Here is a 14,686-nt window from a genome sequence, read left to right on the forward strand (position 1 = left end):
ACGACCCGCCGGCGCCGCCGCGCACGCCCTGGGATGCGCACGCGTCCGCCGACGGCGCCCGAACCGTGCTGTCGCCCGCTAGCTCTTCTGCAGTGCGCGGGTGACACCCGCGATGACCGCGGTCGTCAGTATCCAGCCGAAGGCGATGAGCAGGTAGGCCAGCGACTGGCGGCCTTCGTCCGGCCAGTACCAGGCGGTGCGCTGACCCAGGCCGCCGATGGGGATCAGAAGGTCGAGGGTGTAGACGAGGGGCTGGAACGGAGGGCCTTCGCCTTGCTGGACCGGACGGGGGGAGTGGCCGCCGAAGGACAGGGTGCCCAGCAGGGCCAGGGCGAGGAGCCAGACGCCGGCCAGCCAGGGGCGGTAGCCGTAGCCGACGGTCACGTCGAGCAAATGCCCCCACGCCCGCGCGGCCAGGGGCAGGGTCTGACGCCGATGACGCTGTTTGGCGAGGAGCACGCGGCGGGCCTCGTCGTCGTGGCCGGCCTTCCGGTACCAGCTCGCCAACTGCTCGTAGGGCTGGGGGTTGTACCCAGGGCTGCGCCGTATCCACGCCACACGACGGGTCACGGAGTTCCGCTGCCCCGCTGCCTCAGGGCGCCCGGCCCCCTCGTCCCCCCTGATGGAGCCGTACACGAAGCCGTCCAGCTCCACCACGTCCGGCCAACTGCGCTCGCTGTCACGCAGGTACGACACCTGCGCGCCCCGCAGGTCCACGACGCCCGTCGGTGGTTCGGCGAGGGCGAAGTCGAAGTCGACGGCCTGCATCAGCGGGGCCGACAGGGACGGGCCGTTGCCGTCGGGCGGCCCGCTCAGCACGGCCCCCGCCAAGCTCAGACCGGCCGAGACCCGGGCGCCCCGCAGCTCCACGGTCCCGTTCGCGACGAACCCGCTGGAGAGGATGACCGTCGAGGTCACGGAGTTCTCCAGATTGAGCGCCAGGCCACGCGGGCTGGGCTCCTCCAACCGCGCGCCGTTCATGTACAGCCCGCCAGGCAGCTGCGCACCCGGCAACCGTACTTCGCCCCGCGCGACAAACCCGGGGCGGCAGAAGAGGCCCCCTTCCATGACCAGGCCGCCGCCGGCCAGGGCCCACCCGCCGGGCGCGTTGAGCTCGGCCTTGTTGAGGATCACGCCGCCGGCCACCCGGGCGTTGGTGAGGGACAGGGCGGTGATGCGATGGTGGAAGTGCGAGGGGGCGCCGCTCTCGACGATCGAGCGCCCCAGGTCGAGGTTCCCCTCGATGCGGGTCGCCCCGGCCTCGATGCCGGGCACCCGGCAGCCCTTGAACACGAGCGTCCGGGTCGTTGCCCCGAGCAGGTTCACCGCCTCGTCGAACCAGCACTCCTCCAGCCAGAGGGTGTGCGCGAGCTGCGCACCGGCCAGGTCGAGGGGGCCGACGATCCGCGCTCCGACCAGCCGCAGAGACGGAACGGCACCGGGCTGCCCGCCGTGCGCGCCCAGCATCAGCGCCGCGATCACGGCGGCCCGGACCGTCCGCTCCGGCCCCCATTGCCCGCCGTCGACGACGCTGTCGTCCCCGGGCACATCCGCGCGCAGATTCACCGCCCGCCCGTCGGGAAACGCGTTCCACAACTCACGCTCCGGCGCAGTCAACTCGTCGTATGAGAACACTCGTGCAGAGTAGTGATCCTCCTGAGTGTCCGCCTTGCCCCGTCGGACGGCCGGTCCCCGGCGACAGTGAACCCCCGCCGCGGCGGCGGGGGTTCAGGTCAGTTCTCGGCCGGTCCCGGTGGTGAGCCGCGCAGGACGGCCGAGCGGCGCTGGTACTCCTCCTCGTCGATCTCGCCGCGGGCGTACCGTTCGGCGAGGATCTGGTCGGCGCCCGGGTTGCCGGACGCGGGCGGCGGTCCCCAGCCCGGGTGTCCGCCCACGTGCGTACCAGGGCGCAGCACAGCACGGAAGAGCAGTACCACGGCGGTGATGAGCGCGGCCCAGAACAGCAGATTGCCGGCCGTCATCCAGAACCAGGCCCAGCCGCTCATGCCGCGTCCGTACCAGTACATCATCATGGTTCACTTCCCCGGTTCAGCGACGTCCGGGCCGACGTCCGTGGGATGGATTCGCTTCCACGGTCCCTGCGCGAGGCTGCCGGACAACAGGTCCCGGACGGCCCTCCTGAGGGCCGGTAGGCCCTGATTCTCTGGCCGGGCAGGTACCGGACGCCCCGGGCGGGCCCGGGCGGGCCTGCCGTGGTGCGTGCTTCAACGGCGGTGCATGGTCTCCAGAGCGGCCGCCAGGACATGGGGATCGTGGTGGCCCTTGTAGACGGCCGGCGGCTGCTTGTCGAGGTGGAGCAGCCGGGACACCGCCGTCCACGCCGTGCGCACGGAGTACTCGACCGTGAAGACGACGTCGTCCGGGACCTCCGCGAACTGCCCGATGAAGGCGAGGTTGACCGAGCCCTCGGGCACGACGGCAGGCCGGTCGTCGCGACGGCGGTTCAGGAACTGGCTGGTGATGTAGGGCATCACGCACGGGATGACCGTGGACGTCTCGAGGACACGGGCGCGGGTGCGGTCGTCGAAGTGCAGGTGGTGCAGGACCTCCTCGAGGATCTCCTGGCCCGAGCACATGGTCATCGGCTTGGGCGTGTGGTTGCCGGCGCGGCCGGGGAAGAGGCCGTAGCCCCACCAGACCGAGACGCCGTCCGGCTGGTCGCGGTAGACGGGCTGGCGGTTGGCGACGATGGTGAGCAGCCAGTTGGAGTCGGTGAAGGTCATCAGCCCGCCCTTGCCGGTCTCCCGGCCGCTGAACGCGGACAGGGCGTCGAGGAAGACGGGGTCCTTGGCGGTGACGGTGAACGACTCCCAGCGCGACTCCTTCACGTGCTTGTCGAAGGCATCGGGGTTCCCGAAGTTCTCGCGCCCGCGGGCCAGCCGGTGCCAGAGCAGCCACGCGTCCGAGCGCTGGGGAGGCGGGGGCGGGGGAGAGGTGTGCGTGCCGCGGCTGGAGGCGTCGGTCATCGAGCCGTTGGTGACCAGGACCAGATCCTCGGGGGCGACGGCGATCTTCTCGTCGAGGCCGCACCGGGACACGGTGACGGCCTCCACCGTTCCGCTGCCGGCGCCGGGGGCGAAGTCGAGGTCGGTGACCGTGCATCCGGGGTGGATGGTCACGCCGCGTCCGCGCAGCCAGGCGCTCAGGGGCCGCACGATCGAGTCGTACTGGTTGAACCGGGTCCGGTGGATGCCGGACATGGAGCCGAACTCCGGGAACAGGTGGATGAAGCGGCGCAGGTAGCGGCGGAACTCGATGGCGCTGTGCCAGGGCTGGAAGGCGAACGTGGTGCACCACATGAACCAGAAGTTCGTGGTGAAGAAGTGCTCGCCGAAACAGTCGGTGATCCGCTTGCCGTCCAGGTGGCCCTCGGGAGCGGCCAGACACCGGACCAGGTCCAGCCGGTCGCGCTCCGAGAATCCCATCGATGGGGTGTCGACGATCTTCCCGTCCCCGTCGACCAGGCGCGCGATGTCGTCCCAGCCGAACTCCTCGTGCCCGGCCAGGATCTCCTGCGTCACCGACACCGAGGGATCGTCCAGCGTCGGAATGCCGGACAACAGGTCGTACGTGCAGCGGAACTCCGCCTCGAACATGCGGCCGCCGCGCATGGTGTAGCCGGCGTCCGCCGAGCCGCCCGCGTCCAGACTGCCCCCGATGCCCATCTGCTCCTCGAAGAGATGGATGTCCGCGCCGTCGAAGCCGCCGTCGCGGATCAGGAACGCCGCCGCGGCGAGCGCCGCGATCCCGCTGCCCACCAGATATGCCTTCGCCATCAGAACACTCCTCGTCGCTCGCGTCCGTGGATCGGGAACCGCACCTCCCACGTTTTCCTGCGCGAGCGGTGTCGTCAGTGGGCCATTGGTCACCCGCCGGGCCCGGACGGCCCCGGCGGACCGGTGGGCATCACCTCAGGAGCCGCGCCACGGTGTCGGCACCGGCGGACGTGGAGACGGAAGTCCCTCCGGGCCGTTTCCGGCACGTATCACCGTCTGCGCGTGGCGAGGCCGTCCGCTCGCCGACGGGATCGGCCGATCGCGCAGATCGGGTCATTCCGGTGCCTGGAGGAGCGGCGAGGCCCGCACACCGTGCGCGGTGGCCGCCCGCAGGCCGTGTTCGGTACCGGCTGTCGCCCGCCACAGCCGGATCGGCCGAGGAGGTCGGATCCGGTCACAGGTGACGTCCGGTGCGGCAGGCCGTGCGGAAGGCGGGGAGTGGGACGCCCGTCGTGCACTCGGAGACGCGTCTTCGCGGTGGGGCGGTCGCGAGTCGGGGTGGCGCGTCGACGTGTACGACGGGCCCAGCCAGAGCGGCCGGCACCGGACCACCGAGCAGAACGCGCGGCCCGCTACCGCAGGCGGACGCGGAACTCTGGCGGAGGCGGCAGCGGCGGGGACGGCCGATCGTGCTGACCCCGTGCCCTGCAGTGCCCCGCGCTGCACGGACCGTGGGCGCCGGCGCAGTGGGACCGGGCGACCGCCGTCGCAGTGTGACCGGGCGACCGCCGTCGCAGCAGGATTGGGCGACGGCGCCCACGGTCCGTCCGACGGAGCAGCGGCGGGCTGGTGGGACGGGCCCGGGTGCCCAGGCCACCCGGGTGTGGGAGCGCGGACCCGCGGGCCCGGCCCTCCGCACGGCTCACCTCGCCGGGCGGTCCCCGGTCTCGGGCTGTTCCAGGTGGGAGGCGAGGACGGCGGCCTGGACGCGGCGCTGGACGCCCAGTTTCGCGAGGAGGCGGGAGATGTGGTTCTTGACGGTTTTCTCGGAGAGGTAGAGCTTCTTGCCGATCTCGCGGTTGGTGAGGCCGTCGCCGATGAGGGCGAGGATGTCCCGCTCGCGGGGGGAGAGACTCGCCAGCTCGGGTGGGAGGGAGGGGGTCTCGGCGGGGTCGGCGCGCAGGGAGCGCATGAGGCGGGCGGTGGTGGCGGGGTCCAGCATCGACTGGCCGGAGGCGACCGTGCGGACGGCGGAGACCAGGTCGGAGCCCTTGATCTGCTTGAGGACGTAGCCGGACGCCCCGGCCATGATCGCGTCGAGGAGGGCGTCCTCGTCGTCGAAGGAGGTGAGCATGAGGCAGGCGAGGTCGGGCATCTGGTCGCGCAGTTCGCGGCAGACGGTGATGCCGTCGCCGTCGGGCAGGCGGACGTCGAGGACGGCGACGTGCGGGCGCAGGGCGGGGCCGCGGGCGAGGGCGTGCTGGACGGTGTCGGCGTCGCCGACGACCGTGATGTCGGGTTCGGCGTCGAGGAGGTCGGTGATGCCGCGCCGGACGACCTCGTGGTCGTCCAGCAGGAACACGCGGATCGGGTCCCGTTCCGAGAAGGTGCGTGGCTCTGTCATGGACGTCCCCTTGTGGCCCCGAGTGACGGGCGGACTGCGTACCGCCCGGGACGATCATCGCCCGCCGGGGGCCGGTCGTACTAGGGCCGACCGGCCCCACTTGCCTCCTCCGGACGGTCGGCGGTCAGCTCGAATTCCACGTCCACCACTCCTTCGACGGCCCGCACCAGTCGTGCCGCGGCGGGGACGAGGGCGGTGTCCCGGATCCGGCCGACGAGCTTCACCACTCCGTCCTGGACGTCGACGCGCAGCGCGGAGGCGGGCGGCGGGAAGAGGTAGGAGACGACCTCACGCCGGACCTCCTCGGCGATCTCCTCGTCGCCGCGCAGGAAGACCTTGAGCAGGTCGGCCCGGCTGACGACGCCCTGGAGCAGACCGAGCTCGTCCACCACGGGGAGCCGCTTGACCTTGGCGTGCGCCATGGTGCGGGCGGCCTCGGCGAGGGTGGCGTCCGGGCGGGTGGTGAGCGCGGGGGAGGTCATCAGGGCTTCCGCCGTCACCGCGCCGGCCTTCGTCAGGTCGGCGATCCGGCGCAGCCGGGACCGGGGGAGGTCCAGGTCGCCGTCCCGGGCCTCCTCCGTCTGCAGGAGGTCCGCCTCGGAGACGACGCCGACGACCCGGCCCTCCCCCTCGACGACCGGCAGGGCGCTGACCTGCCAGTCCCGCATGAGCTGCACGAGCTCCTTGAAGGACGCCTGCCGTCCGACGCTGACGACGGTCTGTGTCATGACGTCGCTCACGATGTGCGGTGTGCCGTGCATGGTCACTCCCAGGAGAGCCGAAGGTGCCGGGGCAGGGAGTCAGACGCCGGCGTCGGCGCCCTACGGGGCGAACAGGTCCAGCAGCCGGGTACGGGCCGCGCGCAGGCGGTGGGCGAGCACCTGACCGACCCACTGGCTGACGGCGTTGCCCAGCGCCGGGTCGTCCTGGCACATGGACCGGACGGCGACGGCGTCGAACTCGTAGGCCCGTACCGGCGTGGTGGCCTCGGCGCCCAGGTGCCACGCATGCGGTGCGAACAGCCAGGACCAGCCGATCAGTTCGTCGTGGCCGAGGTTCTCGATGACGGCCGCCCGGCGGCCCGGGACGTGCATGTCGAGTTCGACCCGCCCGGAGCGGATGATCCAGAACCGGTCGGCGCGGGCGCCTTCCTCGAAGAGCCGCGTCCCCTGCGGGAAGGAGACCTCCCGGGCGAGGCGCATCAGCCGTTCCCGATGTTCACGGGGAAGGGCGCGCAGCATGGTGGGGGTGGGTGCGGTGATCATGGCGTACCTCCCGGGCGCGGCGTACTGACTCCTACTGCCAGCGTGCGGCGGACGTCCCGCGCCCGGCATGGGCCGAACGGTCCCGGCCGCCCGGGACCTTCAGTACGTCCCTGAGCCCGTACGGCCGCTCCCCGCACCCCGGCGTGGCACAGAACGATCGGTTCCGCACCGACCCGTCCACAGCGTCACGCACAAGGAGCACAGTCATGTCCACGACCCCGATGAGCGGGAGACGAGCCGCTCCGGTGGCGGCGGCCCTCGGGCTCCCCGCCGCCTCCGCCCTCGTGATCGGCAGCATCATCGGCACCGGCGTCTTCGCCCTGCCCTCGGCGCTCGCGCCGTACGGGCCGATCGCGCTGGTCGCGTTCGGAGTCGTCACCCTGGGCGCGCTCGCCCTGGCGCTGACCTTCGGATCGCTCGCGGGGCGGACCACCGCGAGCGGCGGGCCCTACGTCTACGCCCGCGAGGCGTTCGGCGAGTTCGCGGGGTTCCTGAACGCCTGGTCGTACTGGATCACCGCCTGGGCCGGCAACGCGGCGATCGTGGTGGCATGGGTCGGCTATGTCGAGGTGTTCGTCAACACCGGCCACAAGACGTGGCTCTCGGTACTCCTCGCCCTGACCGGCCTCTGGATCCCGGCGGCGATCAACCTCACCGGCGTAAGGAACATCGGCGCCTTCCAGGTGATCACCACCGTGCTGAAGTTCGTCCCGCTGGTCTTCATGGCCACGGTCGGGCTGTTCTTCATGGACCCGGACAACTTCGGTTCCTTCAACGCCAGCGGCCGGTCCGCGCTGGGCGCGATCTCCGCCGCCGGTGCCATCGCCCTGTTCAGCTACCTCGGTCTGGAGGCGGCCTCGGTCGTCGCCGGCCGGGTGCGGGAGCCGGGACGCAACGTGCCGCGGGCCACCGTGTACGGCACGCTCGTCTGCGCCGTCATCTACATCCTGGGCACCCTCGCGGTCTTCGGGACCGTCTCGCACGCCGGTCTCGGTTCCTCCACCGCGCCCTTCACCGACGCCGCCGACAACATCTTCGGCGGCACCTGGGCCGGTGACGTGGTCGCCGTCGCCGCGATCGTGTCCGGCATCGGCGCGCTCAACGGCTGGACGATGCTGTGCGCGGAGATGCCCTACGCCGCCGCCCGCGACGGGCTGTTCCCCACCGCCTTCGCACGGCTGCGCGGCGCGAACGGCGTGCCGGCCTTCGGGATCGTCGCCTCGACCGTGCTGGCCTCTCTGATCACCGTGTTCAGCTACACCCGCTTCGAGGACGTCTTCACGAAGATCGTGCTGCTGAGCGTGCTGACCGCGGTCATCCCGTACCTGTTCTCCGCCGCCGCCCAGCTGTACTGGCTGCTGGTGAAGGGCCGGGAGTCGCTCAGCCCGAAGCGGCTGGCCCGCGACACGACCGTCACCGTGCTGGCGCTCGCCTTCTCCTACTGGTCCATCCAGGGCAGCGGCTACCAGACCGTCTACTACGGCCTGTTCGTCGTGCTGCTCGGCGTGCCGGTCTACGTCTGGCTCAAGCGCGACCAGAGCCTGGCCGCCGCCGGCACCGGGATCCCGCGGCGCGCCCCGGAGACGGCGGTCCCCAGCCCCCGACGCTCCCGCGGACTGCGCACCAACCGCGTCGGCGGCACCCGCAGGCCGCGCCCCCTGAACCACCAGGACTGACCCGGCGCCCCCGGAAAGGCCACCATGAACACCTTCCACGTCGACTCCGAGGTCGGCCCCCTGCGCCAGGTCGTCCTGCACCGCCCCGGCCTCGAACTCTCCCGCCTCACCCCGCGCAACGTCGACGCGCTCCTCTTCGACGACATCCTGTGGGCCAAGCGGGCCCGCGAGGAGCACGACGCCTTCGCCCAGGTCCTGCGTGACCACGGCACCCGCGTCTACTACTTCGCCGACCTGCTCGCCCAGGCCCTCGACGCCGCCGGCGCCCGCGACTGGCTGCTGGACCGGGTCGTCACGCCCGCCGACGTCGGCCCGGCGCTCATCGACCCCGTCCGCGCCCTGTGCGCCGAACTCGACGGTGAGACCCTCGCCGGCTACCTCATCGGCGGCATCCTCAAGAGCGACCTGCCCCTCGCCACCCCGCACAGCCTGGTCTGGAACGCCCTGGACGCCGACGACTTCGCGCTTCCGCCGCTGCCCAACCATCTCTTCCCGCGCGACAACTCCTGCTGGATCTACGACCGGTTGTCGGTCAACCCGATGGCCAAGCCGGCCCGCCGCCGCGAGAGCCTGCACGCCGAGGCCATCTACCGCTTCCACCCGCTGTTCGCCGGCACCCCGCTGCTGGACAGTGTGGGAGGCACCCTGGAGGGCGGTGACGTGCACGTCCTCGGCAACGGGGCCGTGATGGTCGGCATGGGGGAGCGCACCACCGCCCAGGCGGTGGAGAACCTGGCGGCCCGGCTGTTCGCCGACGGCACGGCCACCCGGCTGATCGCCGTCCAACTGCCGTCCGCCCGCGCCTACATGCACCTGGACACCGTCCTGACCATGGTCGACCGCGACGCCTTCGCCATCTACCCCGGACTCGCCGACACCCTGCGCTCCTGGACGCTCACCCCCAGCGCCGAACGCGACACCGGCTTCGAGGTGACACCCGACTCCGACCTGGCGACGGCGCTCGCCGAGGCCCTCGACCTCGACAAGGTCCGCATGCTCTCCGCCCCGCAGGACGTCCGGGGCGCCGAGCGCGAACAGTGGGACGACGGCAGCAACTTCCTCGCCGTCGCGCCAGGCGTGATCGTCGGCTACGAGCGGAACGTCACCACCAACACCTATCTGCGCAAGCAGGGCATCGAGATCGTCACCATCGCCGGTGCCGAACTCGGCCGCGGGCGGGGCGGACCGCGCTGCATGAGCTGCCCGATCCAACGCGACCCGGCCAACTGACAGGACGCCCACCATGACCGTCGACCTGCGAGGCCGCTCCTATCTGAGCGAACTCGACTTCACCGCCGCCGAGATCCACCACCTCCTCACCCTCGCCGCCCACCTCAAGGCCGAGAAGCGCACCCGCACCGAGCGGCCCCGGCTGTCCGGCCGGCACCTCGCGCTGATCTTCGAGAAGACCTCCACCCGCACCCGCTGCGCCTTCGAGGTCGCGGCCGCCGACCAGGGCGCCCGCACCACCTACCTCGGTCCCGGCGACACCCACATCGGCGGCAAGGAGTCCATCGCAGACACCGCCCACGTGCTCGGCCGCATGTTCGACGCCATCGAGTACCGGGGCAGCGCCCAGTCGATCGTCACCGAACTCGCCGACCGGTCCGGAGTCCCCGTCTACAACGGCCTCACCGACACCGCCCACCCGACCCAGAGCCTGTGCGACGTCCTGACCATGCACGAGCACAGCGCCAAGCCGCTGCAGGACATCGCCTACTGCTACCTCGGCGACGCCCGCAACAACATGGGCAACTCGCTGCTGTCCATGGGCGCCCTGCTCGGCATGGACGTCCGCGTCGCCGCCCCCCGCGCGCTGTGGCCGGACGGCGGACTGGTCGCCCGGTGCCGGAAGCTCGCCGAGCGCAGCGGAGCCCGCATCACCCTCACCGAGGACGTCGAGACCGCCGTGCGCGGCGCCGACTTCCTGCACACCGACGTCTGGGTGTCGATGGGCGAGCCCGCGGCCACCTGGCGGGAGCGCATCGAGCTGCTCCTGCCCTACCAGGTCAACGACAAGACGCTGGCCGCCACCGGAAACCCGGACGTCAAGTTCATGCACTGCCTGCCGGCCCTGCACGACCGCAGCACCCACCTGGGCCGGGACCTCTACGACACCCACGGCCTGGACGGCCTGGAGGTCACCGACGAGGTCTTCTCCTCCCCGGCGTCGATCGTCTTCGACCAGGCGGAGAACCGGCTGCACACCATCAAGGCCGTGCTCGTCGCCACTCTGGAGGACTGAGCCATGCGTATCGTCGTCGCCCTCGGCGGCAACGCCCTGCTGCGCCGGGGCGACCGCCCCGAAGCGGCCGTCCAGCAGGAGAACGTCGACCGGGTCGTCACCGCCCTGGCCGCGCTCGCCCACGACCACGAACTGGTCATCACCCACGGCAACGGCCCGCAGATCGGCCTGCTCGCCATGGAGAGCGCCGCCGACCCGGCGCTGACCGTCCCCTACCCGCTCCACATGCTGGGCGCCGAGACCCAGGGCATGATCGGCGCCCTGTTGGCCCGCGCCCTGCACAACGCCCTGCCCGGGCGCCGCATCGCCACCCTGGTCACCCACACCCTGGTCCGGGCCGACGACCCGGCCTTCGCGCGGCCCACCAAGTTCGTCGGCCAGGTCTACGGCCAGGACGTCGCCAAGGCCCTCGCGCGGCACCGCGGCTGGCGCATGGGGCTGGACGGCAAGGGCTGGCGCCGCGTCGTGCCCTCCCCGTCCCCGCAGGGCATCGTCGAGACCGAGACCGTCCACGAACTCCTCAACGGCGGCACGCTGGTGATCTGCGCGGGCGGCGGAGGCATCCCCGTCACCGCCGACCGGGACTCCGGGGCCCTCACCGGCGTCGAGGCGGTCGTCGACAAGGACCTCACGGCCGCCCTGCTGGCCGAGGAGCTGAAGGCCGACTTCCTGCTCATCCTCACCGACGTGCCGTGCGTGTACGCGGGTTACGGCACCCCGGACCAGCGCCCCGTGCTCGACGCCACCCCGGCCCAGCTGCGCGACGCGGGCTTCCCCGAGGGGTCCATGGGACCCAAGGCGGAGGCGGCGGCCCGCTTCGTGGAACGGACCGGGGGACTGGCCGCCATCGGCGCCCTGGACGCGGCGTACGAGATCGTCCACGCCCGCTCGGGCACGTTGGTCCGCCCTGACCTCGACGGCAGTTGACGGGCCGTGCAGGGCCGTCCGGCCCCGCCGCCGGGGACCGGACGGCACTCCCTGCCGGCCCGGCGAGCGGCGAGCATCCCAAGTGACAGAACCGGAGAGGACCGACGATGACCGTGACCATCACAGCCGCCGACCGTCACACGACAGACGCCTGGCGGGGCTTCGCAGGCACCCGCTGGCGCGGGCAGATCGACGTACGGGACTTCATCCAGGCCAACTACACACCGTACGAGGGCGGCCCGGAGTTCCTGAGCGGTCCCACCGACCGCACCCGCGCGGTCTGGGCGAAGGTCAGCTCGCTGTTCCCGGAGGAGCGCCGCCGGGGCATCCTCGACGTCGACACCGCCACCCCGTCCACGATCACCTCGCACGCGCCCGGCTACATCGACCGCGACCGCGAACTGATCGTCGGCCTCCAGACGGAGACCCCGCTCAAGCGCGCGATCATGCCCAACGGCGGCTTGCGGATGGTGGAGAACGGGCTGCGCGCGTACGGCTACGAGCCCGACCCGTTCGTGACCCGGGTCTTCGGGACCTACCGCAAGACACACAACGACGGGGTCTTCGACGCCTACACCCCGGAGATGCGTGCCGCCCGCAAGGCAGGCGTCATCACCGGGCTGCCCGACGCCTACGGGCGCGGCCGGATCATCGGCGACTACCGGCGCGTGGCGCTCTACGGCACGGACCGGCTGATCGAGGCCAAGAAGGCCGAGCGGGCCAAGCTCGACGCCTGCGGGTCCGGCACCGAGGTGATCCGTGACCGGGAGGAACTCGCCGAGCAGATCCGTGCGCTGGGTGAACTGACGCAGATGGCGGCGACCTACGGCTGTGACGTGTCCCGGCCCGCCGCCACCGCCCACGAGGCCGTCCAGTGGCTCTACCTCGGCTATCTGGCCGCCGTGAAGGAGCAGAACGGCGCCGCGATGTCACTCGGCCGCACCTCCACCTTCCTCGACGTCTACCTCCAGCGGGACCTGGCGGACGGCGTCCTCGACGAGACCCGCGCCCAGGAACTGATCGACGACTTCGTGATCAAGCTGCGGATCGTTCGGTTCCTGCGCACCCCCGAGTACGACGCGCTGTTCTCCGGCGACCCGACCTGGGTCACGGAGTCGATCGGCGGCATGGGCGCCGACGGCCGCACCCTGGTCACCCGCACCTCCTTCCGGTTCCTGCAGACCCTGTACAACCTCGGCCCCGCCCCCGAACCCAACCTGACCGTGCTGTGGTCGCCCCGACTGCCCGCCGGGTTCAAGGAGTTCTGCGCCCGGGTCTCCATCGACACCAGCGCCGTCCAGTACGAGTCCGACGAGCTGATCCGCCCGCGCACCGGCGACGACACCGCGATCGCCTGCTGCGTGTCGGCGATGCAGGTCGGCCGGCAGATGCAGTTCTTCGGCGCCCGGGTCAACCTCGCCAAGGCCCTGCTGTACGCGATCAACGGCGGCCGCGACGAGATGACCGGCGAACAGGTCGCTCCCGCCGCGCCTCCGCTGACCGGGGAGTACCTCGGCTACGAGGAACTGTCGGCGGCCTACGACCACGTCCTGGACTGGCTGGCCCGGACGTACGTCAACGCGCTCAACGTCATCCACTACATGCACGACAAGTACGCCTACGAACGCGTCGAGATGGCCCTGCACGACTACCCTGTGCACCGCTTCATGGCGTGCGGCATCGCCGGCCTCTCGGTCGCCGCCGACAGCCTGTCCGCCGTCAGGTACGCCCGGGTGAAGGTGTTCCGGGACGCCACCGGCCTGGCCGTCGACTTCCGTACCGAGGGTGACTTCCCCGCGTACGGCAACAACGACGACCGCGCCGACGACATCGCCGTCGGCCTGGTGGAGTCCTTCATGGCGAAGGTGCGCCAGTACCCCACCTACCGGAACGCCGAGCACACCCAGTCGGTCCTCACCATCACCTCGAACGTCGTCTACGGCAAGCACACCGGCAACACCCCCGACGGCCGCCACGCGGGACAGCCCTTCGCCCCCGGCGCCAACCCGATGAACGGGCGGGACCGCCACGGCGTCGCCGCCTCCGCGCTCTCGGTGGCCAAACTGCCCTACGAGCAGGCCCGGGACGGCATCTCCCTGACCACGACGATCACGCCCGAGGGCCTGGGGCACAACCCGGCCGAGCGCGCGGGCCACCTGGTCGGCATCCTCGACGCGTACACGGCGGCCGGCGGCTTCCACATGAACGTCAACGTCCTGGACCGCGCCACCCTCGAGGACGCCATGGAGCACCCGGAGAACCACCCGGACCTGACCATCCGGGTCTCCGGATACGCCGTCAACTTCGTCCGCCTGACCCGCGAGCAGCAACTCGACGTGATCAGCCGTACCTTCCACGGATCGCTGTGAGCCCCGTGCGGCACGGCCGGATCCACTCCTGGGACCTGTCCACCGGCGTGGACGGTCCCGGGACCCGGTTCGTCCTCTTCTTCAGCGGCTGCCCGCTGCGCTGCCTGTACTGCGCCAACCCGGACACCTGGCACATGCGCGACGGCAAGGAGACGACCGTCGACGAGGTGATGGCGCAGATCGAGAAGTACCGCGCCTTCGTGACCACGGCCGGGGGCGGCGTCACCCTCACCGGCGGCGAACCACTCCTCCAGCCGGCCTTCGCGGGCGCGGTGCTGCGCCGCTGCAAGGAGGCCGGCCTGCACACCGCCCTCGACACCTCCGGCTTCCTCGGCGCCCGCGCCACCGGCGAGCTCCTCGCCGACACCGACCTGGTCCTGCTGGACATCAAGTCCTTCGACGTCCCCGCCTACCGCGCCCTCACCGGCGGCGAACTCACCCCCACCCTGAACTTCGCCACCCGCCTCGACCGCCTCGGCGTCCCGATGTGGATCCGCTACGTCCTGGTCCCCGGCTGGACCGACGCCCCGGAGCCCGTCGACGGCCTGGCCCGGTTCGTCGCGGGACTCGACTCGGTCGACCGGGTGGACGTCCTGCCGTTCCACAGGCTCGGCGCCACGAAGTACGCGGACCTGGGGATTCCCTTCCCCCTGCGGGACACCCCGACTCCGACGCAGGATGCGGTCGACCGGGTACGGAAGCAGTTCCGCGCGTACGGCCTGATGGCCTACTGAACAGGAGTGAAGCGATCGATCAGGCGCACACACTCGCGCAGCGTCTAACAGGCCGTCAGGTCGGCGCCGGCCGCCCGGCGATGGGTGTCCAGATCCGTGCGGGTCCGAT

At 71.6% G+C, this 14,686-nt stretch carries 12 protein-coding genes; 6 read left to right on the forward strand and 6 right to left on the reverse strand.

Annotation, left to right across the window (positions count from 1 at the left end):
* Positions 1-78: 78 nt before the first annotated feature.
* From ACFY0P_RS06860 to ACFY0P_RS06885, 6 genes are all read right to left on the reverse strand, one after another.
* Positions 79-1,635 carry an oxidoreductase gene (locus tag ACFY0P_RS06860; RefSeq protein ID WP_388908146.1) on the reverse strand — a complete coding sequence of 519 codons (1,557 nt, stop codon included), beginning with the start codon at positions 1,633-1,635 and terminating at the stop codon, positions 79-81.
* 98 nt (positions 1,636-1,733) lie between these two features.
* Positions 1,734-2,033 (reverse strand): SHOCT domain-containing protein, encoded by a 300-nt coding sequence (locus ACFY0P_RS06865; protein WP_388908148.1) that lies wholly within the window; start codon positions 2,031-2,033, stop codon positions 1,734-1,736.
* Between the two features lie 192 nt (positions 2,034-2,225).
* Positions 2,226-3,848: an oleate hydratase gene (locus ACFY0P_RS06870; protein WP_388908150.1), complete on the reverse strand. Its 1,623-nt coding sequence runs from the start codon at positions 3,846-3,848 to the stop codon at positions 2,226-2,228.
* Between the two features lie 811 nt (positions 3,849-4,659).
* Positions 4,660-5,361, reverse strand: a complete 702-nt coding sequence (locus ACFY0P_RS06875) for a response regulator (RefSeq protein WP_388908152.1) — start codon at positions 5,359-5,361, stop codon at positions 4,660-4,662.
* Between the two features lie 80 nt (positions 5,362-5,441).
* A complete protein-coding gene (locus ACFY0P_RS06880) occupies positions 5,442-6,122 on the reverse strand; it encodes a CBS domain-containing protein (protein WP_388908154.1) in 681 nt (226 codons plus the stop codon).
* 60 nt (positions 6,123-6,182) lie between these two features.
* The gene (locus ACFY0P_RS06885) at positions 6,183-6,626 is read right to left on the reverse strand and encodes a cyclic nucleotide-binding domain-containing protein (RefSeq protein ID WP_388908156.1); all 444 of its coding nucleotides are present in this window, start codon (positions 6,624-6,626) and stop codon (positions 6,183-6,185) included.
* Between the two features lie 206 nt (positions 6,627-6,832).
* On the opposite strand from ACFY0P_RS06885, the gene ACFY0P_RS06890 reads away from it, so the two are divergent.
* The 6 genes from ACFY0P_RS06890 to pflA all read left to right on the forward strand — a co-directional run bounded on the left by ACFY0P_RS06890 (position 6,833) and on the right by pflA (position 14,577).
* Positions 6,833-8,302: an APC family permease gene (locus ACFY0P_RS06890; protein ID WP_388908158.1), complete on the forward strand. Its 1,470-nt coding sequence runs from the start codon at positions 6,833-6,835 to the stop codon at positions 8,300-8,302.
* 24 nt (positions 8,303-8,326) lie between these two features.
* Positions 8,327-9,532 carry an arginine deiminase gene (locus ACFY0P_RS06895; RefSeq protein ID WP_388908160.1) on the forward strand — a complete coding sequence of 402 codons (1,206 nt, stop codon included), beginning with the start codon at positions 8,327-8,329 and terminating at the stop codon, positions 9,530-9,532.
* Positions 9,533-9,545: 13 nt separating this feature from the next.
* Positions 9,546-10,547, forward strand: a complete 1,002-nt coding sequence (argF, locus tag ACFY0P_RS06900) for an ornithine carbamoyltransferase (RefSeq protein ID WP_388908162.1) — start codon at positions 9,546-9,548, stop codon at positions 10,545-10,547.
* 3 nt (positions 10,548-10,550) lie between these two features.
* Complete coding sequence (locus ACFY0P_RS06905) at positions 10,551-11,474, forward strand: carbamate kinase (RefSeq protein WP_388908164.1); 924 nt, start codon at positions 10,551-10,553, stop codon at positions 11,472-11,474.
* A gap of 107 nt (positions 11,475-11,581) precedes the next feature.
* Positions 11,582-13,843, forward strand: coding sequence for a formate C-acetyltransferase (pflB, locus tag ACFY0P_RS06910; RefSeq protein WP_388908166.1), 2,262 nt, complete (start codon positions 11,582-11,584; stop codon positions 13,841-13,843).
* Positions 13,834-14,577 carry a pyruvate formate-lyase-activating protein gene (gene pflA / locus ACFY0P_RS06915; protein ID WP_388908838.1) on the forward strand — a complete coding sequence of 248 codons (744 nt, stop codon included), beginning with the start codon at positions 13,834-13,836 and terminating at the stop codon, positions 14,575-14,577. Before pflB ends, pflA begins: the two co-directional genes overlap by 10 nt.
* Positions 14,578-14,686: the final 109 nt, after the last annotated feature.

The sequence above is a fragment of the Streptomyces sp. NPDC001714 genome, assembly GCF_042892755.1.
Classification (GTDB): domain Bacteria; phylum Actinomycetota; class Actinomycetes; order Streptomycetales; family Streptomycetaceae; genus Streptomyces.

What these genes read in the sequence shown, in the direction of transcription:
- ACFY0P_RS06865 (WP_388908148.1), bottom strand. Translation starts at nt 2,033, where the DNA reads ATGATGATGTACTGGTACGGACGCGGCATGAGCGGCTGGGCCTGGTTC.
- ACFY0P_RS06875 (WP_388908152.1), bottom strand. Translation starts at nt 5,361, where the DNA reads ATGACAGAGCCACGCACCTTCTCGGAACGGGACCCGATCCGCGTGTTC.
- ACFY0P_RS06880 (WP_388908154.1), bottom strand. Translation starts at nt 6,122, where the DNA reads ATGCACGGCACACCGCACATCGTGAGCGACGTCATGACACAGACCGTC.
- ACFY0P_RS06885 (WP_388908156.1), bottom strand. Translation starts at nt 6,626, where the DNA reads ATGATCACCGCACCCACCCCCACCATGCTGCGCGCCCTTCCCCGTGAA.
- ACFY0P_RS06890 (WP_388908158.1), top strand. Translation starts at nt 6,833, where the DNA reads ATGTCCACGACCCCGATGAGCGGGAGACGAGCCGCTCCGGTGGCGGCG.
- ACFY0P_RS06895 (WP_388908160.1), top strand. Translation starts at nt 8,327, where the DNA reads ATGAACACCTTCCACGTCGACTCCGAGGTCGGCCCCCTGCGCCAGGTC.
- argF (WP_388908162.1), top strand. Translation starts at nt 9,546, where the DNA reads ATGACCGTCGACCTGCGAGGCCGCTCCTATCTGAGCGAACTCGACTTC.
- ACFY0P_RS06905 (WP_388908164.1), top strand. Translation starts at nt 10,551, where the DNA reads ATGCGTATCGTCGTCGCCCTCGGCGGCAACGCCCTGCTGCGCCGGGGC.
- pflB (WP_388908166.1), top strand. Translation starts at nt 11,582, where the DNA reads ATGACCGTGACCATCACAGCCGCCGACCGTCACACGACAGACGCCTGG.